The sequence below is a fragment of the Pseudomonas entomophila genome, assembly GCF_013523165.1.
GTDB classification, from domain to species: Bacteria; Pseudomonadota; Gammaproteobacteria; order Pseudomonadales; family Pseudomonadaceae; genus Aquipseudomonas; species Aquipseudomonas entomophila_A.
On sequence record NZ_JAAMQI010000004.1, the window covers coordinates 80225 to 106661 of the forward strand.

The 26437-nt window shown below is 65.4% G+C and carries 25 protein-coding genes and 1 pseudogene; 17 read left to right on the forward strand and 9 right to left on the reverse strand.

The features are described from left to right. Positions 1 to 209: 209 nt before the first annotated feature. From G7Z99_RS04365 to G7Z99_RS04380, 4 genes are all read left to right on the forward strand, one after another. A complete protein-coding gene (locus G7Z99_RS04365) occupies positions 210 to 1655 on the forward strand; it encodes a PAAR domain-containing protein (RefSeq protein ID WP_181092365.1) in 1446 nt (481 codons plus the stop codon). Beyond that, positions 1633 to 2040, forward strand: a complete 408-nt coding sequence (locus G7Z99_RS04370; RefSeq protein WP_181092366.1) for a hypothetical protein — start codon at positions 1633 to 1635, stop codon at positions 2038 to 2040. The genes G7Z99_RS04365 and G7Z99_RS04370 overlap by 23 nt, the downstream gene beginning before the upstream one ends. A 151-nt stretch (positions 2041 to 2191) precedes the next feature. Beyond that, positions 2192 to 2755 carry a sugar O-acetyltransferase gene (locus G7Z99_RS04375; RefSeq protein ID WP_181092367.1) on the forward strand — a complete coding sequence of 188 codons (564 nt, stop codon included), beginning with the start codon at positions 2192 to 2194 and terminating at the stop codon, positions 2753 to 2755. Between the two features lie 78 nt (positions 2756 to 2833). Then, positions 2834 to 3769, forward strand: a complete 936-nt coding sequence (locus G7Z99_RS04380; protein ID WP_181092368.1) for an alpha/beta hydrolase — start codon at positions 2834 to 2836, stop codon at positions 3767 to 3769. On the opposite strand, the gene G7Z99_RS04385 is transcribed toward G7Z99_RS04380, so the two are convergent. Next, positions 3770 to 4522 carry a DUF2059 domain-containing protein gene (locus G7Z99_RS04385; RefSeq protein ID WP_181092369.1) on the reverse strand — a complete coding sequence of 251 codons (753 nt, stop codon included), beginning with the start codon at positions 4520 to 4522 and terminating at the stop codon, positions 3770 to 3772. 113 nt (positions 4523 to 4635) lie between these two features. Here G7Z99_RS04385 and G7Z99_RS04390 point away from each other — a divergent pair, with 113 nt between their 5' ends. Further along, positions 4636 to 5268 (forward strand): 2OG-Fe(II) oxygenase, encoded by a 633-nt coding sequence (locus G7Z99_RS04390; protein ID WP_181092499.1) that lies wholly within the window; start codon positions 4636 to 4638, stop codon positions 5266 to 5268. A gap of 51 nt (positions 5269 to 5319) precedes the next feature. On the opposite strand, the gene G7Z99_RS04395 is transcribed toward G7Z99_RS04390, so the two are convergent. After that, on the reverse strand, positions 5320 to 5808 hold the full coding sequence (locus tag G7Z99_RS04395) for a transporter substrate-binding domain-containing protein (protein WP_181092370.1): 489 nt from the start codon (positions 5806 to 5808) through the stop codon (positions 5320 to 5322). Between the two features lie 290 nt (positions 5809 to 6098). Beyond that, on the reverse strand, positions 6099 to 7328 hold the full coding sequence (gene serA, locus G7Z99_RS04400) for a phosphoglycerate dehydrogenase (protein ID WP_181092371.1): 1230 nt from the start codon (positions 7326 to 7328) through the stop codon (positions 6099 to 6101). A gap of 256 nt (positions 7329 to 7584) precedes the next feature. Here serA and G7Z99_RS19830 point away from each other — a divergent pair. From G7Z99_RS19830 to G7Z99_RS04420, 4 genes and pseudogenes are all read left to right on the forward strand, one after another. Then, positions 7585 to 7726 (forward strand): annotated as a pseudogene (locus G7Z99_RS19830) (FAD-linked oxidase C-terminal domain-containing protein); the annotation flags it as partial. A gap of 26 nt (positions 7727 to 7752) precedes the next feature. After that, complete coding sequence (locus G7Z99_RS04410; protein WP_181092372.1) at positions 7753 to 8418, forward strand: fumarylacetoacetate hydrolase family protein; 666 nt, start codon at positions 7753 to 7755, stop codon at positions 8416 to 8418. Positions 8419 to 8579: 161 nt separating this feature from the next. Beyond that, entirely contained in the window at positions 8580 to 9506 is a 927-nt protein-coding gene (locus G7Z99_RS04415) for an SdiA-regulated domain-containing protein (RefSeq protein ID WP_181092373.1), read from the forward strand. Between the two features lie 91 nt (positions 9507 to 9597). Continuing rightward, positions 9598 to 10500: an SdiA-regulated domain-containing protein gene (locus tag G7Z99_RS04420; protein WP_181092374.1), complete on the forward strand. Its 903-nt coding sequence runs from the start codon at positions 9598 to 9600 to the stop codon at positions 10498 to 10500. 50 nt (positions 10501 to 10550) lie between these two features. On the opposite strand, the gene rpiA is transcribed toward G7Z99_RS04420, so the two are convergent. Continuing rightward, positions 10551 to 11231: a ribose-5-phosphate isomerase RpiA gene (rpiA, locus tag G7Z99_RS04425; RefSeq protein ID WP_181092375.1), complete on the reverse strand. Its 681-nt coding sequence runs from the start codon at positions 11229 to 11231 to the stop codon at positions 10551 to 10553. Positions 11232 to 11353: 122 nt separating this feature from the next. On the opposite strand from rpiA, the gene ilvA reads away from it, so the two are divergent. After that, entirely contained in the window at positions 11354 to 12889 is a 1536-nt protein-coding gene (gene ilvA / locus G7Z99_RS04430) for a threonine ammonia-lyase, biosynthetic (RefSeq protein WP_308812277.1), read from the forward strand. A 35-nt stretch (positions 12890 to 12924) separates the two neighbouring features. Then, on the forward strand, positions 12925 to 13320 hold the full coding sequence (locus tag G7Z99_RS04435) for a DUF2269 family protein (RefSeq protein WP_181092377.1): 396 nt from the start codon (positions 12925 to 12927) through the stop codon (positions 13318 to 13320). A 260-nt stretch (positions 13321 to 13580) separates the two neighbouring features. Here the strand turns inward: G7Z99_RS04435 and G7Z99_RS04440 are convergent, their stop codons facing one another. Then, positions 13581 to 14237, reverse strand: coding sequence for a histidinol-phosphatase (locus tag G7Z99_RS04440; protein WP_181092378.1), 657 nt, complete (start codon positions 14235 to 14237; stop codon positions 13581 to 13583). A 141-nt stretch (positions 14238 to 14378) separates the two neighbouring features. On the opposite strand from G7Z99_RS04440, the gene G7Z99_RS04445 reads away from it, so the two are divergent. Both G7Z99_RS04445 and ptsP read left to right on the forward strand, forming a co-directional pair. Beyond that, positions 14379 to 14858 (forward strand): RNA pyrophosphohydrolase, encoded by a 480-nt coding sequence (locus G7Z99_RS04445; RefSeq protein WP_060395339.1) that lies wholly within the window; start codon positions 14379 to 14381, stop codon positions 14856 to 14858. A 22-nt stretch (positions 14859 to 14880) separates the two neighbouring features. Beyond that, a complete protein-coding gene (ptsP, locus tag G7Z99_RS04450; RefSeq protein ID WP_181092379.1) occupies positions 14881 to 17160 on the forward strand; it encodes a phosphoenolpyruvate--protein phosphotransferase in 2280 nt (759 codons plus the stop codon). Between the two features lie 8 nt (positions 17161 to 17168). Here ptsP and G7Z99_RS04455 read toward each other — a convergent pair whose 3' ends face one another. Further along, positions 17169 to 17915: an NRDE family protein gene (locus tag G7Z99_RS04455; protein WP_181092380.1), complete on the reverse strand. Its 747-nt coding sequence runs from the start codon at positions 17913 to 17915 to the stop codon at positions 17169 to 17171. Between the two features lie 129 nt (positions 17916 to 18044). Between G7Z99_RS04455 and G7Z99_RS04460 the strand changes: the two genes are divergently transcribed. The 3 genes from G7Z99_RS04460 to G7Z99_RS04470 are packed head-to-tail and all read left to right on the forward strand — an operon-like array spanning position 18045 to position 20673. Then, entirely contained in the window at positions 18045 to 18827 is a 783-nt protein-coding gene (locus G7Z99_RS04460; RefSeq protein ID WP_181092381.1) for a sulfite exporter TauE/SafE family protein, read from the forward strand. 16 nt (positions 18828 to 18843) lie between these two features. Continuing rightward, positions 18844 to 19653, forward strand: coding sequence for a prolipoprotein diacylglyceryl transferase (gene lgt / locus G7Z99_RS04465; protein WP_181092382.1), 810 nt, complete (start codon positions 18844 to 18846; stop codon positions 19651 to 19653). 48 nt (positions 19654 to 19701) lie between these two features. Then, positions 19702 to 20673, forward strand: a complete 972-nt coding sequence (locus tag G7Z99_RS04470; protein WP_181092383.1) for a thymidylate synthase — start codon at positions 19702 to 19704, stop codon at positions 20671 to 20673. A gap of 191 nt (positions 20674 to 20864) precedes the next feature. Here the strand turns inward: G7Z99_RS04470 and cadR are convergent, their stop codons facing one another. Next, on the reverse strand, positions 20865 to 21308 hold the full coding sequence (gene cadR, locus G7Z99_RS04475; protein WP_181092384.1) for a Cd(II)/Pb(II)-responsive transcriptional regulator: 444 nt from the start codon (positions 21306 to 21308) through the stop codon (positions 20865 to 20867). 82 nt (positions 21309 to 21390) lie between these two features. On the opposite strand from cadR, the gene G7Z99_RS04480 reads away from it, so the two are divergent. Next, positions 21391 to 23640 carry a heavy metal translocating P-type ATPase gene (locus G7Z99_RS04480; RefSeq protein WP_181092385.1) on the forward strand — a complete coding sequence of 750 codons (2250 nt, stop codon included), beginning with the start codon at positions 21391 to 21393 and terminating at the stop codon, positions 23638 to 23640. Positions 23641 to 23670: 30 nt separating this feature from the next. On the opposite strand, the gene G7Z99_RS04485 is transcribed toward G7Z99_RS04480, so the two are convergent. Beyond that, positions 23671 to 25035, reverse strand: coding sequence for a GTPase/DUF3482 domain-containing protein (locus G7Z99_RS04485; protein ID WP_181092386.1), 1365 nt, complete (start codon positions 25033 to 25035; stop codon positions 23671 to 23673). Further along, positions 25028 to 26407: a DUF2868 domain-containing protein gene (locus G7Z99_RS04490; RefSeq protein ID WP_181092387.1), complete on the reverse strand. Its 1380-nt coding sequence runs from the start codon at positions 26405 to 26407 to the stop codon at positions 25028 to 25030. Before G7Z99_RS04490 ends, G7Z99_RS04485 begins: the two co-directional genes overlap by 8 nt. Positions 26408 to 26437 lie beyond the last annotated feature (30 nt).

The following is a 26437-nucleotide window of genomic DNA, read 5'->3' on the forward strand; positions in this document are numbered from 1 at the left end:
CACGCGTCTTCATCGTCGACCACTGACGGGTGCCTGCCGCTCGTTTCGACAAGCTACAGCGCGACGTTGCCTTTCAAAACGTCAGGGCGTGACACCTGTTGCGTAGAAACTTCCTAAAGTGTTGTAGCCCCTTTCCCAAACTCCGTTGCTTTACAGAAATCCCGTTTCCAGCCTGCTAGTTTCCAGCGTTTCGCACAGGGAACTTGCACATGGCGCGCGTGAGTCTGGATGGCAAAGGTCAGGCGGTCGATGGGGATCTCACCACCACTGGCGCGCTCTGCATCGCCAGTGGCAGATCGTATGCCGCAGGTGGCCGGAACGTCCTGCGCGAGGGTGACACCACCACGGCATGCCCAGCCTGTGGCAAGCCTGGTGTCATCGTCGAAGGCTGCCCCCATTTCCTTAGCGACGATCGCAGGGTCGCGATCGATGGCGCGCTGATTGCGTGTGGATGCCCGTCCGGGGCCAATCGAGTCGTCGCGCCGCTGCACGAGAGCCCTGGCAACACACGGGCTTCCGAGGCAAGCACCGCCATGGCCAATGCGGGGTCAACCCCTCCCGGCTCTCAATCCCTGCAGCCTCGACCGTCCCAACCTGCTTCCCTCCAACCAACCTATTCCGAACCCATGCTCGTCGCGCCACCGGGCACGCTAGAGCCAGGGTTCTTCATCGTTCCGCGCAGCATGTCCGGTCCAGACGTTCTGTTCTATCTGTCGGACCGGCAGTTGAAGATGCCGATCGAGTACGTGAAGCGGCTGAATCCCACGTTCGACGAAGGCTTCAAGGCGGGTGAGATGTTCGTGCTGGCCGATCCCGACAGTCAGCAGGCGTGCAGTCGGATGGAGGCACAGTTGATGGCCGCGGCAGAACGTGTACGTCGACACGTGTCTTCGCTGAGTGTCGAGGAGGCGGATTTCATGACACGCAACTTGCCTGAAATCGCCGCACTGTTGGGCAAGGCGAGTAGCGCCATGGGCGTGGTGGGGGCGATGGCGGGAAAGATTCTGGACGACGTGTCGCGAAGTCTGAAGGCGTTATCGCAATTGCACAGGGATGAGTTTGATCGGACAGGCAAGCTTCAAAGCCAGGCGTTCTTTGACCAGCGTAAGACAATATTCAAGGATCTGGAAGCTCAGTTGAAGGTTGGGTTCTTGAACAAACGGATGAATCTTGGGAACTATGACACGCTGCGCCGTGATCTGGGTATTTCCTCGAAAAGTCTTGTTCATCACTGGAGCAAGGCAGGTGTGGCAGGTGAGATACCGGGCTATGCAACACACATGGATAAGGTGACGGCGATGAGTAAATATCTGCATTCAGGAGGTTATATCGGCATAGGTGTAGGTGGTGCTTCGTCTGCGCTTAAAATAAAAGAAGTTTGCGCCGCCGGTCGCAACGAAACCTGTAAAAGGATAACAATCACCGAGGTGTCAAGTTTCGGTGTGGGTTTGGGTGGAGGCGCAGCAGGTGGCAAACTATCAAACATGGTTGCCGCCAAACTGTGCATTAGTGCTTCACCGCTGCGCACTGTTGTCTGTAGCGTAGCTGTCGTAGGTGCAGGCGCTTGGACAGGTGCTTCGGTAGGGGCAGCGATAGGTGAGGGAGTGGGCAATTACACAGGAGAGCTCATCTATGATCATACATTTATTGACTGATTTCCTGCACTCACTTTGGGGGTTGCTTTTTCTTTTGGCACCTTTTGTTTTGATTGTAATCGCGTTAGGGATTGATGTGCATATTGTCATCTCTAATCAATTTAATATTATGTTACGTGCGTTGACGAACAGCCCAGCGATATCGAGCTTTTCCCTGATGTGGAATGGGCGCAGTCTAAAGTCAAAGGTCATGCTCATTTCCAGCGTCAGCGCTTTGTTCATGTGGCCCGAGTACTTCATGCGCAAGGGTTTATTGGATGTACAGGACAATCGCTCATTTCCGATAGGCCTAAGACGTAAGATAATGATCTCCGCATGGCTCAATACGATCGGATGTGTATGGCTCGTCCTGGCAGGCGGCGCTGTGAAGATCACGCGGTTATGAGCGGCAGTCAGGCGCTTGTCGTTTGACGCTGTGTTCGAGCTAAGGCCCTTTTGCCAAACCACACACCTGCAAAATCCTTGTGCATTCTCCCCCTCTCCACGGTCCGATCTTCGACGCCTGTCGCGCCCAGCCCTGCCTTGAAGGATCCCCCATGCAATTGACCGAAAAACAGAAGATGCTCAGTGGCCTGCTCTACCGGCCCACCTGCCCGGAGCTGCTGGCCGAGCAGACCGCCAATGCCCAGTGGATGCAGCACTACAACACCAGCGATGTCGCCAACCAGGACCTGCGCAACGGGTTGCTCGACGCGCATTTCGCGGCGGTCGGCGAGGCGGTGACGATTCGCCCGCCGTTCTACTGCGACTATGGCTACAACATCAGCGTCGGCGCACGCAGCTTCCTGAATTTCGGTTGCGTGATCCTCGACGTGCTCCCTGTCCACATCGGCGAGGACTGCCACATCGGCCCAGGCGTGCACATCTACACGGTCGACCATCCTCAACAGGCCGGCATCCGCCGCACGGGGCTGGAAAGCGGCAAGCCGGTGACCCTCGGCAACAACGTCTGGATCGGCGGCGGGGCGATCATCCTGCCAGGCATCACCATCGGCGATGACGCCGTGGTCGGGGCGGGCAGTGTGGTGACCCATGACGTGCCGGCCGGGACGGTGGTCGTGGGCAATCCGGCACGTGTCCGGGAGCCGCAGGACGCGTAGGCCCTCGCACGGCCTGCGCCTTGCCATCCCTGGCATGACAGCCGAAGATGGCCGCTTCACTGCCCGTGGATGTGCCCGATGTCTCCCTCGTTCCAGCCTGATCTGCTCCGTGCGAGCCTGGCGCCTCTGGCTGATGGCCAGCCCTTGTCCAGCGACGCCGAGGCCTACCGACGCTTCTACAGCCTGGCATTGCCGGGGCAGAGCTGGCTGGGTGGCTTCACGGTGGCGGGCTTCGAGCTGGTCGGGCAGGTCTGGCTGCCGGCCGCCCCGGTCAAGCCGGCCGGTACGGTGTTCGTCCTGCACGGCTTCTATGACCACATGGGGCTTTACCGACATGTGATCGAATGGGCGTTGGCCCGTGGTCAGGCGGTGATCAGTTGCGATTTGCCGGGTCATGGGCTGTCCAGCGGCACGAGGGCCAGCATCGCTGATTTCGCCATCTACCAGCAGGTTCTGGACGGGCTGCTCGAACAGGCGCGGCTGTTGGACCTGCCGCGTCCCTGGCACGTCTGCGGGCAAAGCACGGGCGGTGCGATCGCGATCGATCATGTGCTGCATCAAGGGGATTCGAGCCCGATCGACGGGCAGGTCGTGTTGCTGGCGCCGTTGGTCAGGCCGTCTGCCTGGCACCGCTCGCGGTTGAGCTACAGCGTGCTCCGGCATTTCGTCGACGGCATCGACCGGCGCTTCACGGCCAACAGCAACGACCCCGCCTTCCTGCCGTTTCTCCAGGCCGATCCGTTGCAGCCGCGCCGTCTGCCGACGGCCTGGGTCGGGGCGATGTTCAACTGGGTCAAGTACATCGAGGCCGCGCCCAGCAGCCTGCGCACGCCATTGATCATCCAGGGCCAGGCCGACGCCACGGTGGACTGGGCGTACAACCTCAAGGTGCTCAAGCGCAAGTTCGAGGGCGCCCAGGTGCTGATGCTGCCCGAGGCGCGGCATCACCTGGTCAACGAGCTGCCCGACATTCGCGAGCGCTACTTCACCTTCATTGGCCAGCGCCTGGGCTGATCAGCGCAGGTCGCCGTTCGCCTGGCCGACGGCCAACCCGGCGCGGATGGCGGCCAGGGCGGCCTTGTAGTACGCCTGACCGTCGCTGGACTCGGCGAACGTGGAGAACGCTTCGAGCTCTTCGTCCGATAGGTCACGGTAGACGTACAGCAGGGTATTGGGCAGGTCGGCACCGATCTGTTGCATCAAGCGCTGACGCTGCCCGTCCAGCAGGCCCTGGGCCTGACCACCACCGAACAGCCCAGGGATCATCGAACTAAGGCTGTCGGCGGCGACCCCGGCAATGGCCAGGCTGACCTCGGCCCCGGCTTCGCGGGCGGGCAGGGCGTCGATCAGGTGGCCGATGGTCAACAGGCGGTTGTCGCTGGCCTGGACCTTGGGCAGGCCCTGAGCGTTCCGGGCCAACTGGTCCTTGCGCGTGGCCAGCAGCTCGGCGGCGACGATCTTGCGCCCCAGCGGCGACTCGAAGAAGGCCAGGGCGGGCGCCGGATCGGGCAGGTGGGCGCGCAGCTGGGCCTGGGCGCGCGTGTCCATGGCCTGGGGCTGGAAGCGCTGGCTGCTGTTGGTGACCAAGGCCTGGTACACCGCCGGTGGCAGGCTGTCGCGGTAACGCTGCTGGGCAGCGTCCAGCGCATCGGTGAAATGCGCGCGCTGCTCTGGCCAGCCGGCCGCCTTGTACAAGGTGTCGAGGCTGTCGGCCCAGGCAGGCGTGATGCAGATCATCAGCAGAAACGAGTAAAACACGCGGCGCATTCAGGACTCCTGTCGGCAGGGCGCTATTGTCCGTGGCACGGCCTGGCTTTGTCGAGATGTCCGCGCGCGGGGCCGCCAAGTAGCACTGTTGGTTTATCCGGCTTATGGATACTATGCGCGGCATGCACATCTCTCCGGATCACCCCACCCTTTCGCTGATCGTCGACGACCTGGTCGAGCACGGTTGGTCGCAGCGGCAGCTGCCTGTGACACTCGACCTGCTCGAGGGGCTGGCGTTCGAGTGCAGGCAGCGCGCGGCCGACGGAGCGTTGTTGCCCGCCGGCGTCGGGCGTGGTTCGGCGCAAGGCGTACGCGAAGGCATTCGGGGCGACCAGATCCAATGGATCGAGCCGGGTCAGTCAGCCGTCTGCGACCAGTACCTGGACGTCATGGACACGCTGCGCCAGGCGCTCAATCGGCACCTGTTCCTGGGGCTGGAAGAGTACGAATGCCATTTTGCCCTGTACCCGCCAGGCGCTTTCTACAAGCAGCACCTGGACCGCTTCCTCGATGACGATCGACGGATGGTCACTGCCGTGCTCTACCTGAACCCGGACTGGCAGGCAGAGCAGGGCGGCCAGTTGCGCATGGTGCTGCCGGACGGCAGCGGGCATGACGTATTCCCGACGGCAGGATGTCTGGTGGTGTTCATGTCGGACGCCATCCCCCACGAAGTCCTGCCGGCCACGCGTGATCGCCTGTCGCTGAGCGGCTGGTTCAGGCGACGCGGCCAGGAGCCGTTCTGAGCCGGGCACGGGCGCGACCGCACGGGTGACGGGCCCTTGCGCCAGGACGCATCACTGCTCGGCGGTGGTCTCCAGCGGTACCTTGAGCCACTTCTCCTCCAGCGCGGTCAGCCGACCGTCGGCCTTGATCCGTTGCATGGCGTTGTTGACCGCCGACTCGAAGGCCGGGTTGTCCTTCTGGAACGGAATGACCAAGGCCTGATCGCGGTAAGGCTGGCTGACGTCCACGGCCGACCCCTCGGCCGCGGTCGGTTTGGTCTGGTTCAAGGCCATGTCGTACTTGCCGTTTTCGATGCCGTCGAGCATGTCGTCCGCCGGCGTCTCGATGATCGCCGCGCGCACGTCCAGCTCCTGGGCCAGGGCCTGGCCCAACTCGACCTCGAAGCCTGTCAGCCGCTGCGCCTGCTTGAAGGCGTAAGGCGGGGTGTCGGCCTGCACGGCGATACGCAGCTCGCCCCGGTCATTCACTTCGTCCAGCAGTTCGGCCTGCGCCAGTGGACTGAGGAATGTGGTCAGCAGCAAGGCTGTGGTCAATCGCATGAGAAGGCCCCTTCATGTTCGGCAAATAGGTGACGGCTGCCGAGGCTTTTTATCCTTCGCCCCGGTCAAGCGCTGGGTCTGACCGCAAGTTAAGCGCAATGTTTGAGGGCGATCACGCGTTTTTATCGCCGCCGAGCCAGGAGAGGGCCTGACGGCTGGAGAGAAGGCACGATGAACGTGCACAGGAAGCAGCCCGTGGCCGATCGGCCCTGGTGCCTGGAACGACGAAGGGCCGGGGGTCGACGACCGCCCGGCCCTTCAGGCAGACCCCCTCGAGCGGGGGCTGCGGATCAGAACAGTACGCGCGAGCGGATGGTGCCCTTGACCTGTTGCAGCTTCTCTTGCGCCAGGTCGGAGTACTCGGCGTCCACGTCGATCACCACGTAACCGACTTTCTCATCGGTCTGCAGGAACTGGCCGGAGATGTTGATACCGTTGTCGGCGAAGACCCGGTTGATCTCGCTGAGCACGCCTGGGATGTTCTGGTGGATGTGCAGCAGACGGTGCTTGCCAGGGTGCGCCGGCAGGGCCACTTCCGGGAAGTTGACCGACGACACCGAGGTGCCGTTGTCGCTGTACTTGACCAGTTTTTCCGCCACTTCCAGGCCGATGTTGGCCTGGGCCTCGGCGGTCGAACCGCCGATGTGCGGGGTCAGGATCACGTTGTCCAGGCCACGCAGCGGGCTTTCGAACTCTTCGTCGTTCGAGCGCGGTTCGACCGGGAACACGTCGATGGCCGCACCGATCAGGTGCTTGTCCTTGATGGCGGCGGCCAGGTGATCGAGTTCCACCACGGTGCCACGGGCGGCGTTGATCAGGATGCTGCCCTTCTTCATTGCGCGGATCTGCGCTTCACCGATCATCCACTGGGTGGACGGCAGTTCAGGCACGTGCAGCGACACGATGTCGGCCAGGCCCAGCAGCTCGTTCAGGCTCGGGACCTGGGTAGCGTTGCCCAGCGGCAGCTTGGTCAGCGGGTCGTAGAAGTAGACCTGCATCCCGAGGCTCTCGGCCAGTACCGACAGCTGCGTGCCGATCGAGCCGTAGCCGACGATGCCCAGCTTCTTGCCACGGATCTCGAACGAGTTGGCCGCGCTCTTGATCCAGCCGCCGCGGTGGCAGGAGGCGTTCTTCTCGGGGATGCCGCGCAGCAGCAGGATGGCCTCGGCCAGCACCAGCTCGGCCACCGAACGGGTGTTGGAGTAAGGGGCGTTGAACACGGCGATGCCGCGCTCACGGGCCGCACCCAGGTCCACCTGATTGGTGCCGATGCAGAAACAGCCGACCGCGACCAGCTTCTTCGCGCAGTCGAAGACCTCTTCGGTCAGCTGGGTGCGCGAGCGGATGCCGATGAAGTGTGCATCGGCGATCTTTTCCTTCAGCTCGGCCTCTGGCAGCGAGCCGGTGAGGTACTCGATGTTGCTGTACCCGGCAGCCTTGAGAGTGTCCACTGCGTTCTGGTGGACGCCTTCGAGAAGAAGGAACCTGATCTTGCTCTTGTCGAGAGAAGTCTTGCTCATCTGCGTAAACCTGTGTCCCGGAGATAGAAAATGGCAGGGAGGTGAAGCGGCGCGGCATCGGCCTTAGCACGAATGGCGGGAGGGCAATGCTAGCATACGCGACCCGCTCTGAGCCGATTCCGACAGGTGAAGCGTGCTCAGGCTGACCATGAACGTTTCGAGGGTTCACCCTGTGATCGGTTCTCACGCAGTGGCCGCACTGACGACGCTTCTGGATCCTGACAAGCTTCTTGCCGACCCGCCTGGCAGGGGGCACGCTGAGCATGGAGTCGGCATGACCAGGCGCGACTGTCCGGGCTGTAGCGCCCCTGGCAAAAATCACCTGCACGAAGGCGGCCAAGGCCGTATTCGACCCGAACGGCATCATGAATCCGGGTAAGATCTTCGCTTCCGAATGACAGCCGCGTCGGCACAGGAGTCAGCAATGAGCTACAAGCACGCGTACGTGGACGGCACCCCCATCCATTTCCCGCTGGGCAAAGTGGTGTGTATCGGTCGCAACTATGCCGAACATGCCAAGGAGCTGAACAATCCGGTGCCGACCGAGCCCCTGCTGTTCATCAAGCCCGGCAGTTGCACGGTGCCCCTGAACAGCGGCTTCCGCATCCCGACCGAGCGAGGCTCGGTGCATTACGAGGCCGAGATCGCCGTGCTGCTCGGCAAGTCGCTGTCGACCCAGCCCAGCGAAGAGGAAGTGCGTGACGCCATTTCCGGTTTCGCGCCGGCGCTGGACCTGACCCTGCGCGATCTGCAGGCCAGGCTCAAGGAAAAAGGCCTGCCCTGGGAACTGGCCAAGAGCTTCGATGGGGGCTGCGTGCTGCCGCCGTTCGTCCCGGCCAGCGCTTTTGGCGACCTGGCCGACATCGGCATTCGCCTGAGCATCAACGGTGAAGTGCGCCAGGATGGCAGCAGCGCCTTGATGCTCAACCCCATCGTGCCGATGATCCAGCACATGGCCGCCCATTTTTCCCTGCAGGCCGGGGACGTGATCCTGACCGGTACGCCAGCCGGTGTGGGCCCGTTGAACGTGGGCGATACGCTGGTGCTGGAGTTGCCGGGCGTGAGTCGTTTCGAAAGCCGCGTGCTCTGACGTCCATCGGCGGTGACGGCGCATGCCTGTCACCGCCTGCCTGCGGTCGTGACGAGTGTCGATTTTGCCGTTTTTTTCACATCGTTTGCGGATAATCACGCGGCAGACTTTTCGCGCTGGCGCCATGCAGCGTCTTCGGCAAGCTCTCCAGGAACACGTCCATGCCCGTTTTCACCCGTGCCTCTTCCTCGTCCAGACCCAAGGTCCGTGCTGCCCTGCGCTGGCCGCTCGGGCTGGGGCTCGCGGCGCTGGTCGCAGGGGGGCTGGCGGTGACGATGCACTGGGACGATCGCGCCCTGCTGTGGGCCAAGGAGTACTTCGAAAGCCCGGCCGAGCGCCAGGAAAGCACCTGGCTGCCCGATTACCACGTCGACATCGACGCCAAGGTCCTGCCTGGCATGGAGGACGACGAAGCGTCCGACCTGGCCTACGACCCGACCACGCGGACCCTGTTCTCGGTCATGGGCAAGCACCCCTTCCTGGTGCAACTGACCCTGGACGGCGAGGTGATGCGCAAGATTCCGTTGGTGGGCTGGAGCAATCCGGAGGGCGTTGCGGTGCTGGAGGACGGCCGCCTGGCCATCGTCGACGAGCGCCGGCACGACCTGGTGGTGGTCCGGGTCGATGCGAAGACCACCGCGCTCGACCGCGCCGACTTCCAGGCCCATGACCTGGGCGACGCGGACAAGGGCAACAAGGGCTTCGAGGCGGTCGTCTGGGATCCGCGCCGGCAACGGCTGATCATCGGTGAGGAGCGTCCGCCGCGCTTGTTCGCCTGGAACAGCGACGGGCACGGCAACCTGGTCGGCGAGAAATACCCGCTGCCCAGCGATCAGCTCGACCTGCGCAACCTGTCGGCCACCGGCATGGACCCCCGCACCGGGCACCTGCTGGCGCTGTCGGCCAACTCGAACATGCTGCTCGAGCTCGACGAGCACGGCGAGCAGATCAGCTTCATGACCTTGCTGGGCGGTTTCAACGGCCTGCAACAGACGTTGCCGCGCGCCGAAGGCGTGGCCATGGACGAGCAGGGCACGCTGTACATGGTCAGCGAACCCAATCTGTTCTACCGCTTCAGCAAAGACTGAGCCCATCGCCAGACTTTACCTACAACGGTATTAAGCTTTGTTTCAGCCGTCGTGGTTAGATTCGCCTTTCCGAACTCGAGTCTGACTTTCCATGCGCCGTCTGTCCCGTCCCTTCTTGCTGCTTGCCGGCCTCACCCTGTTGGTCCTGATCGTCGTCGCACAGGAGTTTCGTCTGTTCGAACGGGGCTGGTTCAACGTCAAGACCTGGTGGCGACCGGCCGAGCAGGGCATGGCCTTGCAGCACTATCGCGTCGCCGTGGAGGGCAAGGTCATCGAAGGCCTGGACGACGACGTCTCGGCGCTGACCTACGATCCCGACCGCAAGACCTTGTTCACTGTAACCAACAAGCGCTCCGAGCTGATCGAGCTGTCGCTGGAGGGTCGGATCCTGCGGCGCATCGCACTGGTCGGCTTTGGCGACCCGGAGGCCGTGGAGTACGTAGGGCCTGACAGCTACGTGATCACCGACGAGCGTCAGCAGCGGCTGATCCAGGTTCGATTGCAGCAAGACACGCACACGCTCGACGCCAGCCAGGCCGAACAGCTGACCCTGGGCATCGGCCTCAACGGCAACAAGGGGTTCGAAGGGCTGGCCTACGACTCGGCGGGCAAGCGGCTGTTCGTCGCCAAGGAGCGTGACCCGATGCTGATCTACGTGGTCCAGGGGTTCCCGCATCGGGACCCGGCACAGCCGTATGCGGTGCAGGTGGCCCAGGACCGCAAGCGCGATGCCCGGCTGTTCGTGCGCGACCTGTCGAGCCTGCAGTTCGACGAGCGCAGCGGCCATCTGCTGGCGCTGTCCGACGAGTCCCGACTGGTGATCGAACTGGACGAGGAGGGCAAGCCCCTGAGCACCCTGTCGTTGCGTCGGGGGTTCCAGGGGTTGAAGCAGACCGTGCCCCAGGCCGAAGGCATCGCCATGGACGAGCGCGGCACGTTGTACCTGGTCAGTGAGCCGAACCTGTTCTACGTGTTCGAGCCAGGCCAGCCGTGAGCCCCTGGCCCTTGGCGCCTGAAGGCGTCCGAGGGCCAGGGGCCGGGAGATCAGTGCGTACCTGCGCGCAGCGTGCGGACGCCGTCCGCCGTACCCAGCAGCAGGACATCGGCAGGCCGTGCGGCGAACAGGCCGTTGGTGACAACACCGACGATGGCGTTGATCTGGCGCTCCAGGGTCACGGGGTCGGTGATCTGCAGGTTGTGCACGTCGAGGATGACATTGCCATTGTCGGTCAGCACGCCTTCGCGGTAGACCGGGTCGCCGCCCAACTTCACCAACTGGCGGGCCACGTGGCTGCGAGCCATGGGGATGACCTCGACCGGCAGCGGGAAGGCGCCCAGCACGGGGACCAGCTTGCTGGCATCGGCGATGCAGATGAAGGTGCGGGCGACCGCGGCGACGATCTTCTCGCGGGTCAGGGCGGCGCCCCCACCCTTGATCAGGTTCAGGTGTTCGTCGCTTTCGTCGGCGCCGTCGATGTAGAACTCCAGTTCACTCACGGTGTTGAGTTCATAGACCGGAATGCCATGGGCCTTCAGGCGGGCTGCCGTGGCTTCGGAGCTGGCGACCGCGCCGTCGAAGGCGGTCTTGTGCTGGGCCAGGGCGTCGATGAAGCAGTTGGCGGTCGAACCCGTGCCCACGCCCACGATGCTCTTGGCATCGAGCTGGGGCAGGATGAGGTCGACGGCGGCCTGGGCGACGGCCTGTTTGAGTTGGTCCTGGGTCATGCGGGCTCCGGTGGGGCAAGCGTCTGTCAAAGTCGCTCATTATAGCGCCACGCGTCGGTAAAACCTCGGCTTTGCGATGGTCGTCCCGGCGAACGCTACGGTAGACTGCCCGTTCTCGTCCCGTGGCCAGTGATGCTTTCCCGATGCTCGAACAGTACGTCAAGAAGATCCTCACCTCGCGCGTTTACGATGTCGCCGTCGAAACGCCCCTGCACAGCGCCGGGCAACTGAGCAAACGCCTGGGCAACCAGGTCCTGCTCAAGCGCGAAGACCTGCAGCCGGTGTTCTCCTTCAAGATTCGCGGGGCCTACAACAAGCTGGCCCAGCTGAGCCCCGAGGAGCTGGCGCGTGGGGTGGTCACCGCCTCGGCGGGCAACCACGCCCAGGGCCTGGCGCTGGCCGCACGGGAGCTGGGCATCAAGGCGACCATCGTGATGCCCAAGACCACGCCGGAAATCAAGGTCGAGGGCGTGCGCTCCCGGGGTGGCAAGGTGGTGCTGCACGGCGACTCGTTCCCCGAGGCGCTGGCCTACTCCCTGAAGCTGGTAGAAGAAAAGGGCTTCGTCTACATCCACCCTTACGACGACCCCCATACCATCGCCGGTCAGGGCACGGTGGCCATGGAGATCCTGCGTCAGCACCCTGGCCCTCTCGACGCCATCTTCGTGCCGGTCGGCGGCGGCGGGCTGATCGCCGGGATCGCCGCCTACGTGAAGTACCTGCGCCCCGAGATCAAGGTCATCGGCGTAGAGCCGGACGACTCCAACTGCCTGCAGGCGGCCATGGCGGCCGGCGAGCGCGTGGTCCTGCCCCAGGTCGGGCTGTTCGCCGACGGCGTGGCGGTGGCGCAGATCGGTCAGCACACCTTCGACATCTGCCGCCACCATGTCGATGAGGTGATCACCGTCAGCACCGACGAGATCTGCGCGGCGATCAAGGACATCTACGACGATACCCGCTCGATCACCGAACCCGCCGGGGCGCTGGCAGTGGCGGGGATCAAGCGCTACGTCGAGCTCAAGGGCGCCGTCGGGCAGACCCTGGTGGCGATCGAATCGGGCGCCAATGTCAATTTCGACCGCCTGCGCCACGTGGCCGAGCGTGCCGAGCTGGGCGAGCGCCGCGAGGCGATCATCGCCGTGACCATTCCCGAGCGGCCGGGCAGCTTCAAGGCCTTCTGCGAAGCGATCGGCAAGCGCCAGATCACCGAATTCAACTACCGCTACCATGCCGCAGGCGAGGCGCACATCTTCGTCGGCGTGCAGACGCACCCGGACACCGACCCGCGTGCTGCACTGGTCCGCCAGCTGGGCGAGCAGGGCTTCCCGGTGATCGACCTGACCGACAACGAGCTGGCCAAGCTGCACATCCGTCACATGGTCGGCGGGCACTCTGCGGGCGCCGGCGACGAGATGGTGCTGCGCTTCGAATTCCCCGAACGGCCGGGGGCACTGTTCAACTTCCTCAACAAGCTGGGCGGGCACTGGAACATCTCGATGTTCCACTACCGCAACCATGGTGCCGCCGATGGTCGTGTGGTCGCCGGTCTGCAGGTGCCCGAGCAAGAGCGCCACCTGGTGCCCGAGGCCCTGGCGAAGATCGGCTACCCCTACTGGGACGAGACCGACAACCCGGCCTATCGACTGTTTCTCGGCTGAATGACGAACCGTGCCGCTCCACGAGGCCTGCCGACATGGATCCCTTGACCTGGCTCGATAAGGTGCACGTCGCGGCCATGGTGCTGCTGCTTGGCAGCGCGCTCGGCCTGACGTATGCCACGTGGCGCGCGGACAGCACGGGTCGTGAGGAACAGTCGAAACGCTGGCCGCGTGTGCTGGGTTGGTTCGTGTTGCTGGCGAGCCTGGCCGTGCTGCCGTTCACCGGCTGGTGGCTGGTCCATCTCAACGGCTGGCCGCTGGGCCAGGCCTGGATCCTTGGGTCCAGTGTGCTGTACGCCGTCGCGTTGTGTGGCGTGAGTGGGTGGTACCTGTGTCGGCCGCAGCGCCCTGGGACGAAACGGGCGTTGATGGTGGGCCTGCTCGGGTGTTTCGTGGGGATGGTCGTGTTGCTGGTGATGCGGCCGGTATAAGGTGCGGGCGCTGATGGATCCGGGCTGGGCCTGTGGGTTCGGCGTGGCGGATCTTGCGGCTCCTGCGAAGCTGATCGCGGCACTGGGGCCGCTCCTACAGGGGAACTGGGTTGGCCTGTGTCCCAAACTGTAGCTGGACACCGCCGCAGCCCCCTGATATGCCGCAGCGGTACAGGCCATCGCGGCCCCGTGTGGGAGCGGCCCCCGTGCCGCGATTGGGCCCGCAGGGCCCACAAAGCCTATCAGCACGATGCCCGGCCTCACCCCCTCAGTGAAATGACCTTCCAGCCCCGCCGCTCGGCCTCCGCCCGCAACGCCGGGTCCGGGTCCACTGCCACCGGGTGCGTCACCCGCGCCAGCAGTGGCAGGTCGTTCATCGAGTCGCTGTAGAAATAGCTGTCTTCCAGGTCATGCCCATTCTCCAGCATCCAGCGCTCGAGCCGTGTCACCTTGCCTTCACGAAAGCACGGTATATCGGTACTGCGGCCCGTGAAGCGTCCGTCCTGGCGCTCGCACTCGGTGGCCAGCAGCGCGCGCACCCCCAGGCGTCGGGCGATCGGGCCGGTCACGAAGCGGTTGGTCGCGGTGATGATCACCAGCTGGTCGCCGGCCTCGCGGTGCTGCTGCAGCAACGCCAGGGCCTTAGGCAGGATGATCGGCTCGATGCAGTCGCGCATGAAATCCTGGTGCCACTGCGCCAAGGTGGCCGGGTCGGTCACGGCGAGAATGTCCAGGGAAAAGGCCAGGTAGGCCTGCAGGTCGAGGGTGCCGGCCAGGTAGTCCTGGTAGAACGCATCGTTGCGGCGCTTGTAGGCGATCGGGTCGAGCACGCCCCGCGCGCAGAGGTAGTCGCCCCAGGCATGATCGCTGTCACCGCCGAGGAGGGTATTGTCCAGGTCGAATAAAGCCAGGCGCATCGCAGTCGCTCGCAACGTCTTCGGGAGATACCCCGCAGAATACGGAGTTTCCAGGTCGCTGCACATAAGCGGGCAGGCGCGTTGCTGCGCTCGCCGGCTTTGTGGAACAATGCCTGAACATGCGTTTGCGAGGTTGCTGCCGTGATCGACCCGGATGGTTTCCGCCCCAATGTCGGGATCATTCTCACGAATGATGCCGGACAGGTGTTATGGGCTCGACGGATCAACCAGGATGCCTGGCAGTTTCCCCAGGGTGGCATCAACCCTGAAGAGACGCCGGAAGAAGCCTTGTACCGAGAGCTCAACGAAGAAGTCGGCCTGGAACGCCAGGACGTGGAAATACTGGCCTGCACACGTGGCTGGTTGCGTTATCGTCTGCCTCAGCGCCTGGTGCGCACGCACAGCCAGCCCTTGTGCATCGGCCAGAAGCAGAAGTGGTTCCTGCTGCGCCTGGTGAGCAACGAGCAGCGCGTCAGGATGGACCTGACCGGCAAGCCGGAGTTCGATGGCTGGCGCTGGGTCAGCTACTGGTACCCGCTGGGCCAGGTGGTGACATTCAAGCGCGAGGTGTACCGGCGCGCCCTCAAAGAGCTTGCACCGCGTCTTCTGACGCGCGACTGACCACGGAGTTCGACCCCGAGCCATGCTCAATACGCTGCGCAAGATCGTCCAGGAAGTGAACGCCGCCAAAGATCTCAAGACGGCGTTGGGGATCATTGTCTTGCGTGTGAAGGAGGCCATGGGCAGCCAGGTCTGCTCGGTCTACCTGCTCGACCCGGAGAGCAACCGCTTCGTCCTGATGGCCAGCGAGGGTCTGAACAAGCGCTCCATCGGCAAGGTCAGCATGGCGCCCAACGAAGGCCTGGTCGGTCTGGTCGGGACGCGTGAAGAGCCGCTGAACCTGGAAAACGCGGCCGATCACCCACGCTACCGCTATTTCGCCGAGACCGGCGAGGAGCGCTTCGCCTCCTTCCTCGGCGCGCCGATCATCCATCACCGCCGGGTCGTCGGCGTCGTGGTCATCCAGCAGAAGGAGCGCCGCCAGTTCGACGAGGGCGAGGAAGCCTTCCTGGTCACCATGAGCGCCCAGCTCGCCGGGGTCATCGCCCACGCCGAGGCCACCGGTTCGATCCGCGGGCTCGGGCGCCAGGGCAAGGGCATTCAGGAGGCGCGTTTCGTCGGGGTGCCCGGTTCGCCCGGCGCGGCAGTCGGGCGCGCGGTGGTCATGCTGCCGCCGGCCGACCTCGACGTGGTGCCCGACAAGACCGTCGACGACATCGACGCCGAACTGCGGCTGTTCAACACTGCCCTGGAAAGCGTGCGCGAAGACATGCGCACGCTGTCCGCCAAGCTGGCCACGCAGTTGCGCCCCGAAGAACGCGCGCTGTTCGACGTCTACCTGATGATGCTCGAGGACGCCGCGCTCGGGGGCGAGGTGGTGCAGGTCATCCGCACCGGGCAATGGGCCCAGGGCGCGCTGCGCCAAGTGGTCACCGAGCACGTCAACCGTTTCGAACTGATGGACGACGCCTACCTGCGCGAGCGCGCCTCGGACGTCAAGGACCTGGGCCGACGGCTGCTGGCGTACCTGCAGGAGGCGCGGCAGTCGACCCTGGTCTATGCCGACAACACCATCCTGGTCAGTGAAGAGCTGACCCCGGCGATGCTCGGCGAAGTGCCGGAAGGCAAGCTGGCCGGCCTGGTCTCGGTGCTGGGGTCGGGCAACTCCCATGTGGCCATCCTGGCGCGGGCGATGGGCATCCCCACCGTCATGGGCCTGGTCGACCTGCCGTACTCCAAGGTCGACGGCATCGAGCTGATCGTCGACGGCTACAAGGGCGAGGTCTTCACCAACCCCAGCGATGTGCTGCGCAAGCAGTATGGCGAGGTGGTCGAGGAGGAGCGTCAGCTGGCCCAGGGCCTGGATGCGCTGCGTGAATTGCCGTGCATCACCCCGGATGGCCACCGCATGCCGTTGTGGGTCAACACCGGCCTGCTCGCCGACGTCGCCCGCGCCCAGCAGCGGGGCGCCGAAGGGGTAGGGCTGTACCGCACCGAAGTGCCGTTCATGATCAACCAGCGCTTTCCCAGCGAGAAAGAGCAGCTGGCCATCTACCGTGAGCAACTGGCGGCCTTCCACCCTCTGCCGGTGACCATGCGTAGCCTCGACATCGGCGGCGACAAGGCGCTGTCGTACTTCCCGATCAAGGAAGACAACCCGTTCCTCGGCTGGCGTGGCATCCGCGTGACCCTCGATCACCCGGAGATATTCCTGGTGCAGGCACGCGCCATGCTCAAAGCCAGCGAGGGGTTGAACAACCTGCGCATCCTGCTGCCGATGATCTCCGGCATTCACGAGCTGGAAGAAGCGCTGCATTTGATCCACCGGGCCTGGGGCGAGGTGCGGGACGAGGGTACCGACGTGCCCATGCCGCCGGTCGGCGTCATGGTCGAGATCCCGGCAGCGGTCTACCAGACCCGTGAGCTGGCGCGCCAGGTCGACTTCCTGTCGGTCGGCTCCAACGACCTGACCCAGTACCTGCTGGCAGTGGACCGCAACAACCCGCGGGTCGCCGACCTTTACGACTACCTGCACCCGGCCGTCCTGCAAGCCTTGCAGAACGTGGTGCGCGATGCCCATGCCGAAGGCAAGCCGGTGAGCATCTGCGGCGAGATGGCCGGTGATCCGGCGGCAGCCGTGCTGTTGATGGCGATGGGCTTCGACAGTCTGTCGATGAACGCCACCAACCTGCCCAAGGTGAAGTGGATGCTGCGCCAGATCGACATGAGCAAGGCACGCGAGATGCTCGGTGAAGCGATGTCCCACGACAACCCGCACGTCATTCACAGCTCGCTGCAATTGGCGCTGAAGAACCTGGGCCTGGCACGGATGATTGGTCCTGGCGCGGACAAGACGCTCTGAGCCCTCGCTCAGACCGTCAGCCGGACCTCGCCCTGCGCCACCCCCAGCGGGCCATGGCTTCGCTCGATCAACTGCCTTCGCCCTTGCGCGTCGACGATCACCACCGTTCGTGCGCGCGTGCCGTAGTGCGGGCTAGCGATGAAGGCCGTGGACAGCAGTCGCTCGGTGGCCAGCCCTACGCCGGTATCGGGCAGTTCCGCCTCGGGCACGGGTGTTTCATCCGCCAGCAGCGCCAGTAAACGCTCGGGTTCGGGCGTGTCCAGGGTCCGTTCCAGGGCCTGCCGCGCCCTGACCAGCTTGGGCCAGGGCGTGTCCAGCGCCGCATTGGACAGCCCATAGACGCCAGGCGCCAGCACCCGCGGCACCGCGTCGTGGGCATGCAGGTAGCCCAGCACCTGGCCGTCGCCGACCAGCAGGTTGAAGCCTGCGTAGGTGTCCACCTCACCGGCCACTTCTGCCAGGTAGTCGCGCGCCGACAACGCGCCTTCGAGGAAGCCGGCGACCAGGTGCCCGCGCGAGCGCTTGCCGCTCGGCTGCCTGGGCTGGCGGATGTTGGTCAGCGCGGCAAAGCGTCCCCCGGGCCCTACGCCCAGCCAGGTGCCGCCGGCTTCCAGGTCGCGTCCGGCATACACGCCCGGCGCGTCTGGCCATGGGCCGAGCGCCCGGGTCGGGCGTTGGTGGAACTCGTCGCGGTTGGCCGCCACGATCAGCGGCAGCGCGTGACCGGGACGCCAGGCGAAGACGATCAGGCACATGGGTGAACCTCCAGGGTGTCGGCCTACTGTACCAGCGCCTGCCGCGCCCTTCAGCGCCATCACAGAGTTCACTAGGGCCTCGCGCCCGGCTTCCGTTACCATGCGTGCTGGTTTTCTGGAGGACGCTGCATGGAGTTCGCACTCTACCTGCTGTTGGGCACTTGCGCGGGCGTGCTGGCCGGGCTGTTCGGCGTGGGTGGTGGTATCGTCATCGTGCCCGTGCTGGTGTTCAGCTTCACGCTGCAAGGCTTCGATCCGTCGATCCTGACCCACCTGGCCGTCGGCACGTCGCTGGCCAGCATCGTCTTCACCTCGATCAATGCCATCCGCGAGCATCACCGCAACGGTGCGGTGCGCTGGCCGATCTTCGCCTGGATGACGCTGGGCATCCTCGCCGGTGCCCTGCTCGGCGCCAAGACCGCGTCGCTGATTCAGGGGCCGTCGCTGCAAAAGATCATCGGCGTCTTCGCCGTCCTGGTCGCCGTGCAGATGGCCCTCGACCTCAAACCCAAGGCGCGCCGCGAGGTCCCTGGCAACGTCGGCCTGGTGGCGGCCGGAGGCGTGGTCGGCTGGGCCTCGGCGATTTTCGGGATCGGCGGCGGCTCGCTCACCGTGCCATTCCTGACCTGGCGCAGCCTGTCCATGCAGCAGGCCGTGGCGACTTCCTCGGCCTGCGGGCTGCCGATCGCCCTCGCCAGTGCCGCCAGTTTCATGCTGCTGGGCTGGCATGATGAGCGTCTGCCTGCGCACAGCGTGGGCTACGTCTACCTGCCGGCGATGATCGGCATCGCCGTGACCAGCATGATCTTCGCCCGCTTCGGCGCCCGCCTGGCGCATCGACTTTCACCGCGCTTGCTCAAGCGCCTGTTCGCCGCGCTGCTGTTCAGCGTCGGCCTCAGCTTCCTGTTCTGAACCAAGAGGAACCACCATGCTGCCTTACCCGCAGATCGACCCCGTGGCCGTCGCCATCGGGCCGCTGAAAATCCACTGGTACGGCTTGATGTACCTGATCGGCATCGGCGGCGCCTGGCTGCTGGCCTCGCGACGGTTGCACCGCTTCGATCCGACCTGGAGTCGGGAAAAACTCTCCGACCTGGTGTTCTGGCTGTCCATGGGCGTGATCGTCGGTGGGCGCCTGGGATACGTGCTGTTCTATGACCTGTCCGCCTACCTGGCGCAGCCGACGCTGATCTTCGAAGTGTGGAAGGGCGGCATGTCGTTCCATGGCGGCTTCATCGGCGTGATGCTGGCCGCCTTGTGGTTCGGCAAGCGCAACAACAAGTCATTCTTCGAGCTGATGGATTTCGTCGCGCCGCTGGTGCCGATCGGCCTGGGCGCCGGGCGCATCGGCAACTTCATCAACGCCGAGCTGTGGGGCAAGCCGACCGACGTGCCCTGGGCCATGGTCTTCCCGCCTTTCAGCGACCCGGCCCAGCTGCCGCGTCATCCCTCGCAGCTGTACCAGTTCGCCCTCGAAGGCGTGGCGCTGTTCATCATCCTCTGGGCGTTCTCGCGCAAGCCGCGTCCGACCATGGCCGTGTCGGGCATGTTCGCGCTGTTCTACGGCATCTTCCGCTTCATCGTCGAGTTCGTCCGCGTGCCGGATGCCCAGCTGGGCTACATCGCCTTCGGCTGGCTGACCATGGGTCAGTTGCTGTGTCTGCCGATGATTCTCGGTGGCCTGGCACTCATCTGGTGGGCTTATAATCGTACACCGACGGCGAAACCCGCCCTTTGATTCCCACGGCAGGGGCGATCCTCCTGCCGTTTTCGTTACAGGTAGGCCATGAAACAGTATCTAGACCTGGTGCGCGACGTCATCGAGAACGGCACGCTGCAGCAGAACCGCACCGGCGTGCGCACCATCAGCTTGCCCGGCGCCATGCTGCGCTTCGACCTGCAGAAGGGCTTCCCGGCGATCACCACGCGCAAGCTGGCCTTCAAGTCGGCGATCGGCGAGATGGTCGGCTTCTTGCGCGGCGTGCGCGACGCCGGGCAGTTCCGTGACCTGGGCTGCAAGGTCTGGGACCAGAACGCCAACGAGAATGCCCAGTGGCTGGCCAACCCGTTCCGCCAGGGGCACGATGACCTGGGCGAGATCTATGGCGTGCAATGGCGCCAGTGGCCGGGTTACAAGCGCATCCCCCTCAGCAACCCGGCGGCGATCGCCCTGGCCGAGCAGCAGGGGTATAGGCAGATCGCCCAGGACCAGGAGGATGGTCAGGCCTTCGTGGTGCTGTACAAGGCCATCGACCAGGTGCGCCAGTGCCTGGACACCATCGTCAACGACCCGGGCAGCCGGCGTATCCTGTTCCATGGCTGGAACTGCGCCCAGCTCGACGAGATGGCCCTGCCGCCATGCCACCTGCTGTACCAGTTCCACCCCAACATCGAGACCCGGGAAATCTCCCTGACCTTGTACATCCGCTCCAACGACCTGGGCCTCGGCACCCCGTTCAACCTCACCGAAGGCGCTGCACTGCTGTCGCTGTTCGGCCGACTGACGGGCTACACGCCGCGCTGGTTCACCTATTTCATCGGCGACGCGCACGTTTATGAAAACCATCTGGACATGCTGGGCGAGCAGCTCACGCGTGAACCGCTCGCCGCGCCGCGGCTGGTGATCGACGAGCGGGTGCCGGCGTTCGCGGACACGGGCGTCTATGCACCGGAGTGGCTGGAGCGGATCGAGCCGAGCGACTTCCGGCTGGAAGGGTATGAGCACCATGCACCGATGACGGCGCCCATGGCGGTCTGAGAGTGCTGTTCCGTGGGGTGTTGACCTGGTGATCAGAGGCCAGTCCCTCACCGCCTGCATCGCGGGCAAGCCCGCACAAGGGACTAAGCTGCAGCAGCTTGTATCGTGCAATGTGGGTAGGGGTGTGGGAGCGGGCTTGCCCGCGATAGCGCCAGGTCATCCGCTACAAACCCATCGTCTGCCCACGACGCCTAACGCTCGTGACTGCGCCCGACATGCGAATGCTCGACGTCCACCGCCGTCACCGCACCCGTCACCTCCAGGCGCTGGAGGATCGAACACTGCGCTTCCCGGGCCTGGCAGCGCTGGCGCAAATCGGTCAGCTGCATCTGCAAGGCCATCAGCCCGTCGATACGCGCCTGCACGTGTTCGATGTGCTCGTCGATCAGCGCATTGACGCTGGCGCACTGGTCTTCAGGGCTGTCACGCAGGCGCAGCAGGCTGCGGATCTCGTCGAGGGTCATGTCCAGGGTGCGGCAATTGCGGATGAACGTCAGCCGCTCGACATGGGCCTGGGTATACACCCGGTAATTGCCCTCGCTACGCGCTGGCGCAGGTAGCAGGCGCTCGCGCTCGTAGTAGCGAATGGTCTCGACCGCGCAATCGGTGGCCGCCGCCAGCTCTCCAATCTTCATCGCTCACCTCGTCGAAGATGCTTGACCCTATAGTGGCTACAGGGTGTTCACTCTGGCAATACGTTTCTTTGGGGACCTGTCCATGGGCCAGCCTGTCAGCCACGACCATAAACACGCGCATGCTTCGCACGATCACGATCACGATCACGGCCATGAGCACGCCAAACATACCTGCTGCGGCACCCAGGCCGCTCCAGCACACGTGACGCTGACGGACCGTGCCAGCGCCGACGCGCGCCTGAGCCGCTTTCGCATCGAGGCCATGGACTGCCCTACCGAACAAGGGCTGATCCAGGACCAGCTGAGCCGCATGCCAGGCATCGAGCAACTGGAGTTCAACCTGCTCAACCGCGTGCTGGGCGTGCGCCACACCCTGGCCGACATCACCAAGATCCAGCAGGCCATCGCCAGCCTGGGCATGCACGCCGAACCGCTGGCCGACGATGCCGACAGCGCGCCACTCGGCACGCCCACCCGCACGCGCTGGTGGCCGCTGGCACTGTCCGCCTCGGCTGCGCTGGCGGCCGAAATCCTGCACTTCACCGCCCTGGCGCCGGAGTGGGTCGTGGCGTTGCTGGCGCTCGGCGCCATCCTGGGCTGTGGCCTGGGCACCTACCGCAAGGGCTGGATCGCGCTGCGCCACCTGAACCTGAACATCAATGCGTTGATGAGCATTGCCGTGACGGGCGCCGTGCTGATCGGCCAGTGGCCCGAAGCCGCCATGGTGATGGTGTTGTTCACGCTGGCCGAGCTGATCGAAGCCCGCTCGCTGGACCGGGCACGGCGCGCCATCGGTGGGCTGATGCAGCTGACCCCGGACATGGCCACGGTGCGTCAGGCCGAGGGCGAGTGGCGTGAAGTGCCCGTGCGCGAGGTGGCGCTGGGTGCAGCCGTGCGCGTGAAGCCCGGGGAGCGCATTGGCCTGGATGGCGAGGTGGTTAGCGGGCAATCGACCGTCGACCAGGCGCCGATCACCGGCGAGAGCCTGCCGGTGGAGAAGGGCGTGGGCGACAAGGTCTTCGCCGGCACCATCAACCAGTCCGGGGCCCTGGAGTACCGCGTGACCGCCGCCGCTGGCGAATCGACGCTGGCGCGCATCATCAAGGCCGTGGAGCAGGCGCAGGGGGCCAAGGCACCCACCCAGCGTTTCGTCGACCGCTTCTCGCGGCTCTACACGCCCATCGTTTTCGGCGTGGCGTTGCTGGTAGCGCTGGTGCCACCGCTGTTGTTGGGCGGCTTGTGGTTCGACTGGATCTACCGTGCGCTGGTGCTGCTGGTGGTCGCCTGCCCCTGCGCACTGGTGATCTCTACGCCGGTGACCATCGTCAGCGGCCTGGCCGCCGCCGCCCGCAAGGGGATCCTGGTCAAGGGCGGCGTCTACCTGGAGGAAGGGCGCAAGCTCGGCGTACTGGCACTCGACAAGACCGGCACCCTGACGCACGGTCGCCCGGTGCAGACCGATTTCCAGGTCTTGCAGCCGGCCTTCGAGGCTCGAGCCCAGGGACTGGCGACCAGCCTGGCGGCGCGTTCCGACCATCCGGTATCACGCGCCATCGCCGAACAAGGTCGGGCACAAGGGCTGGCCAGCGACACGGTCGAGGCCTTCACGGCCCTGGCAGGCCGCGGCGTGCGCGGCGAGATCGGGGGGCAGACGTACCACCTGGGCAATCACCGCCTGGTCGAGGAGCTGGGGCTGTGCTCGCCCGCACTGGAAACCGAGCTCGATCGGCTGGAGCGCCAGGGCAAGACCGTGGTCCTGCTGCTCGACCGCTCAGGCCCGCTGGCGCTGTTCGCGGTGGCCGACTCGGTGAAGAGCAGCAGCCGCGAAGCCATCGCGCAACTGCATGCCTTGGGTGTGCGTACCCTCATGCTGACGGGGGACAACCCGCACACTGCCCAGGCGATCGCCGAACAGGTCGGTATCGATGAAGCCGAAGGCAACCTGCTGCCAGAGGACAAGCTGCGCCTGATCGAGCGTCATGCCGGGCAAGGGCAGCGGGTCGGCATGGTCGGTGACGGGATCAACGACGCGCCGGCACTGGCGCGGGCCGACATCGGGTTCGCCATGGCGGCGGCCGGTACCGACACGGCGATCGAAACGGCGGATGTCGCGCTGATGGACGATGATCTGCGCAAGATCCCGGCCTTCATCGCACTGTCCCGGCAGACGGCGCGCATCCTGACCCAGAACCTGGCCCTGGCCCTGGGCATCAAGGCCGTGTTCCTGGCGATCACCTTCGCAGGCCTGTCGACGCTGTGGATGGCGGTGTTCGCCGACATGGGCGTCAGCCTGCTGGTGGTGTTCAACGGCCTGCGGCTATTGCGGCACTGAGACGGTTCGACGCGCGGGCAGGGGCAGGCGCTACAGCCCCTGCGCCAGTCGCTCCACTTGTTCTTGTCGCTCTTCCAACCGCGAGTTGCCCTGCGGGTTGAGCGTCGACCAGCGCGGGTGCGCGCGGGCCTTGAGCAGCGGCTCGGGCAGCTTGCCCTTGCGCCATGCCTGCTCGTCCAGGGTCCCCAGTTGCACGCTGCCCTGGGCGGCATGACCTCGGCGATCCAAGGCGACCATCAACTGTTGTTGGCGCAGGGCCAGCAGGCGCAGCACATCGTCGTGCACCGTCAACTCACGTTCGCCCTTGAACTTGCCTATCAGGCGCGCGCCGTAGTTACGCGCCGTCTGCAAGGCGCCGCCCGCCACGGCACCGGCCAATGCCGCCGCGCCCAGGGTCAGCCCGCCCAGCAGCAGGTCGACGCCCGCCCCTGCCGCCGCCCCTGCCGCGACGCCGCCACCCACTCGCACACCCAGCACACGCAGCGTCTCCGGGTTGAACAGGTCGTCGCCCCAGCGACCATCCAGCAGCGGCAGATCGTGGGCGGTGGCATCCTCGCGGCGGAAGGCATACAGACGCAGCAGCGCCTCGACGCAGTGCTGCTCACGCTGGCGCACCGCCTGGCGCAAGGCCTCGATGGCCGTCGCTTCGGCTGCCGGCTCGGCCACCACGCTGCGCCGACAGGCCGCGCAATCGAGCAACAGCTCGGCGATCAGCCGCTTGCCCGCCTGCTGGCGAGCGATTCGTTGCGCCTGGTGATCGTCGATCAGGCGCTGCAAGGCCGGACGTGCCGACTCGAGCAGCAAGGCCAGGCTTTCGTAAAGGCGACGCTCGCCGTCCTCGGGCGGCGCGACACTGTCGAAGCGCACCAGCGCATGCAGACCGAGGCGCGCCAGGGCCTCGCGCCACTGGGGTTCTCGGTGGGTCGGGCTGGCCACGAAATTCAACACCGGCAGCAGGGGCTTGCCGCAATTGGCCAGCACCTCGAGCTCATCGCGGTACTTGGCCAAAACCGGTTCGCGCGCATCGATCACATAGAGACCGGCGTCACTGGCGAGCAGCTGGCGCAGCACCTTGGCTTCCTGTTCGAAACGCTGACGGGCCTCGCTGCCGTCGAGAAAACGCTCGACGCGCGAAGGCCCGTCCAGCCGTTCGCCAGGGCGGTCCAGCCGCTCCAGGTAGTCGAGCAGCGCGATCGCATCCTCCAGGCCGGGGGTGTCGTAGAGTTCCATCAGCGCCTCGCCGTCGACCGACAGCCGTGCACCCTCGACATGACGGGTGGTGCTCGGGCGGTGCGACACCTCGCCGAAGCCGACGTCACGGGTCAGCGTGCGCAGCAGCGAGGTCTTGCCCACGTTGGTGTGGCCGACCACGGCCAGCTTCAGCGGCTCAGTCATGCCCATACTCCAGCCAGGTCAGAGGGGAGGTCGAATCCGAGGACAGCCCCAGGGGCTCCACGGCCTGATGCCAGTCGCCCAGGCGTGCCGGATCCACAGGCAGATCAGGTGCAGCGGGCAGCAGCCAGATCCGTGTGTCGCCAGCCGTACGCGCCAGCTCCGCCAGCAGGGCCAGGCTACCGCGGTCAGGGGAGCGCAACGGGTCGCAGGCCACCAGCAGGCGCGCGGGCGGGTAATGGCTCAATTGCTCGAGCAAGCGCTGGCGTGAAGCACGGCTGTCGAGCACCCCGGCATCGGTGATACGCGCTGGCAGGCTGGGTGGCCAGGGGCGCCGGTCATCCAGCTCCAGGCCAACCAGCACGGCGCCACCCTCCGAGGATGCCGCCGGTGCAGCCTGCACCTGGTGCAGTCGTTCCGGCGCGGCATCCTGTACCCCGAGCCGTTCGCTGCTGGGCATCAGGTGGACGCGCAATTGGCCATAGGCAGGCTGATCGAGGTCGAGCGTCAGACGGTCGCGACCCCGGCGCCAGCGCCACAGGCAGCATACGGCCAGCAGCAGGCGCGGCAGGATGCCGTACACCACCAGCACACCTAGCAGCCAGCCGGCCCAGGCCTGGCGCGCCAGGTCGAACGATGGCTGATCGGCGCCGCTGCTGCGGATCATGGTCACGTCTGGAACGTTGAAGCCCAGCCAGGCGGGCAGGGTGCCCAGGGCCTGGATCAGGCCGACGAAGGTATCGCTGCCCAGGATAGTGGTTTCCCACACGAAGCCATAGCGGCGGGTCGCCAGCAGCACCAGTGCCATGACCAGGGCCGTGCTCAACGTCAGCAACCAGAGCCCGTGCACCAGCAGGCCGAGCAGCCAGCGGTCCAGGCGCTGTCGCTGCAGCAGGACCAGCAGCGCAGGCGCCAGCTGGGTGGCCTTGGCGTCACGGGCCAGCCGGGCACTGAGCCACAACCACAGGCGCCCCAGCCCTTCGCCGTGCTCGCCCGACAGGGAGAAGCCGACGGCCCAGCCCAGCAACAGCAGCAGGTTGACCCCCAGCAAGCTGCCCAAGGCCCAGAAGACATTGACCGGCCGCTGCCCATCGCCCAGCGCGGCGAATGCCAGGCCTGCGCCACTGAACAGTGCCAGCAGCATCAGCCCCAGCAGGGCGAGACGCGCCCCTCGTTTCCAGTGGCGCAGGGCGTCGATCAGGCCATCACGATCGGCCAGCCACAAGGCGCGGCGCTGGACGCGCGTAGCCAGGTCACCGCCCTGCTGGCGGGCGTGCCGGTTGGCCTCCTGATCCTCCAGCGGGCCGGCCTGTGCTTCACGCAGGCGCACCGCTTCGGTCAGCCAATGTGTGTCGAGTTCGGTCAGTTCAGTCACAGCGGCTTCCGTCGGACAGTCCAGCCCACA

Bases quoted from the DNA above. Each gene is read 5' to 3' on its own strand.
- G7Z99_RS04365 (WP_181092365.1), top strand. From the start codon at position 210: ATGGCGCGCGTGAGTCTGGATGGCAAAGGTCAGGCGGTCGATGGGGAT.
- G7Z99_RS04370 (WP_181092366.1), top strand. From the start codon at position 1,633: ATGATCATACATTTATTGACTGATTTCCTGCACTCACTTTGGGGGTTG.
- G7Z99_RS04375 (WP_181092367.1), top strand. From the start codon at position 2,192: ATGCAATTGACCGAAAAACAGAAGATGCTCAGTGGCCTGCTCTACCGG.
- G7Z99_RS04380 (WP_181092368.1), top strand. From the start codon at position 2,834: ATGTCTCCCTCGTTCCAGCCTGATCTGCTCCGTGCGAGCCTGGCGCCT.
- G7Z99_RS04385 (WP_181092369.1), bottom strand. From the start codon at position 4,522: ATGCGCCGCGTGTTTTACTCGTTTCTGCTGATGATCTGCATCACGCCT.
- G7Z99_RS04390 (WP_181092499.1), top strand. From the start codon at position 4,636: ATGCGCGGCATGCACATCTCTCCGGATCACCCCACCCTTTCGCTGATC.
- G7Z99_RS04395 (WP_181092370.1), bottom strand. From the start codon at position 5,808: ATGCGATTGACCACAGCCTTGCTGCTGACCACATTCCTCAGTCCACTG.
- serA (WP_181092371.1), bottom strand. From the start codon at position 7,328: ATGAGCAAGACTTCTCTCGACAAGAGCAAGATCAGGTTCCTTCTTCTC.
- G7Z99_RS04410 (WP_181092372.1), top strand. From the start codon at position 7,753: ATGAGCTACAAGCACGCGTACGTGGACGGCACCCCCATCCATTTCCCG.
- G7Z99_RS04415 (WP_181092373.1), top strand. From the start codon at position 8,580: ATGCCCGTTTTCACCCGTGCCTCTTCCTCGTCCAGACCCAAGGTCCGT.
- G7Z99_RS04420 (WP_181092374.1), top strand. From the start codon at position 9,598: ATGCGCCGTCTGTCCCGTCCCTTCTTGCTGCTTGCCGGCCTCACCCTG.
- rpiA (WP_181092375.1), bottom strand. From the start codon at position 11,231: ATGACCCAGGACCAACTCAAACAGGCCGTCGCCCAGGCCGCCGTCGAC.
- G7Z99_RS04435 (WP_181092377.1), top strand. From the start codon at position 12,925: ATGGATCCCTTGACCTGGCTCGATAAGGTGCACGTCGCGGCCATGGTG.
- G7Z99_RS04440 (WP_181092378.1), bottom strand. From the start codon at position 14,237: ATGCGCCTGGCTTTATTCGACCTGGACAATACCCTCCTCGGCGGTGAC.
- ptsP (WP_181092379.1), top strand. From the start codon at position 14,881: ATGCTCAATACGCTGCGCAAGATCGTCCAGGAAGTGAACGCCGCCAAA.
- G7Z99_RS04455 (WP_181092380.1), bottom strand. From the start codon at position 17,915: ATGTGCCTGATCGTCTTCGCCTGGCGTCCCGGTCACGCGCTGCCGCTG.
- G7Z99_RS04460 (WP_181092381.1), top strand. From the start codon at position 18,045: ATGGAGTTCGCACTCTACCTGCTGTTGGGCACTTGCGCGGGCGTGCTG.
- lgt (WP_181092382.1), top strand. From the start codon at position 18,844: ATGCTGCCTTACCCGCAGATCGACCCCGTGGCCGTCGCCATCGGGCCG.
- G7Z99_RS04470 (WP_181092383.1), top strand. From the start codon at position 19,702: ATGAAACAGTATCTAGACCTGGTGCGCGACGTCATCGAGAACGGCACG.
- cadR (WP_181092384.1), bottom strand. From the start codon at position 21,308: ATGAAGATTGGAGAGCTGGCGGCGGCCACCGATTGCGCGGTCGAGACC.
- G7Z99_RS04480 (WP_181092385.1), top strand. From the start codon at position 21,391: ATGGGCCAGCCTGTCAGCCACGACCATAAACACGCGCATGCTTCGCAC.
- G7Z99_RS04485 (WP_181092386.1), bottom strand. From the start codon at position 25,035: ATGACTGAGCCGCTGAAGCTGGCCGTGGTCGGCCACACCAACGTGGGC.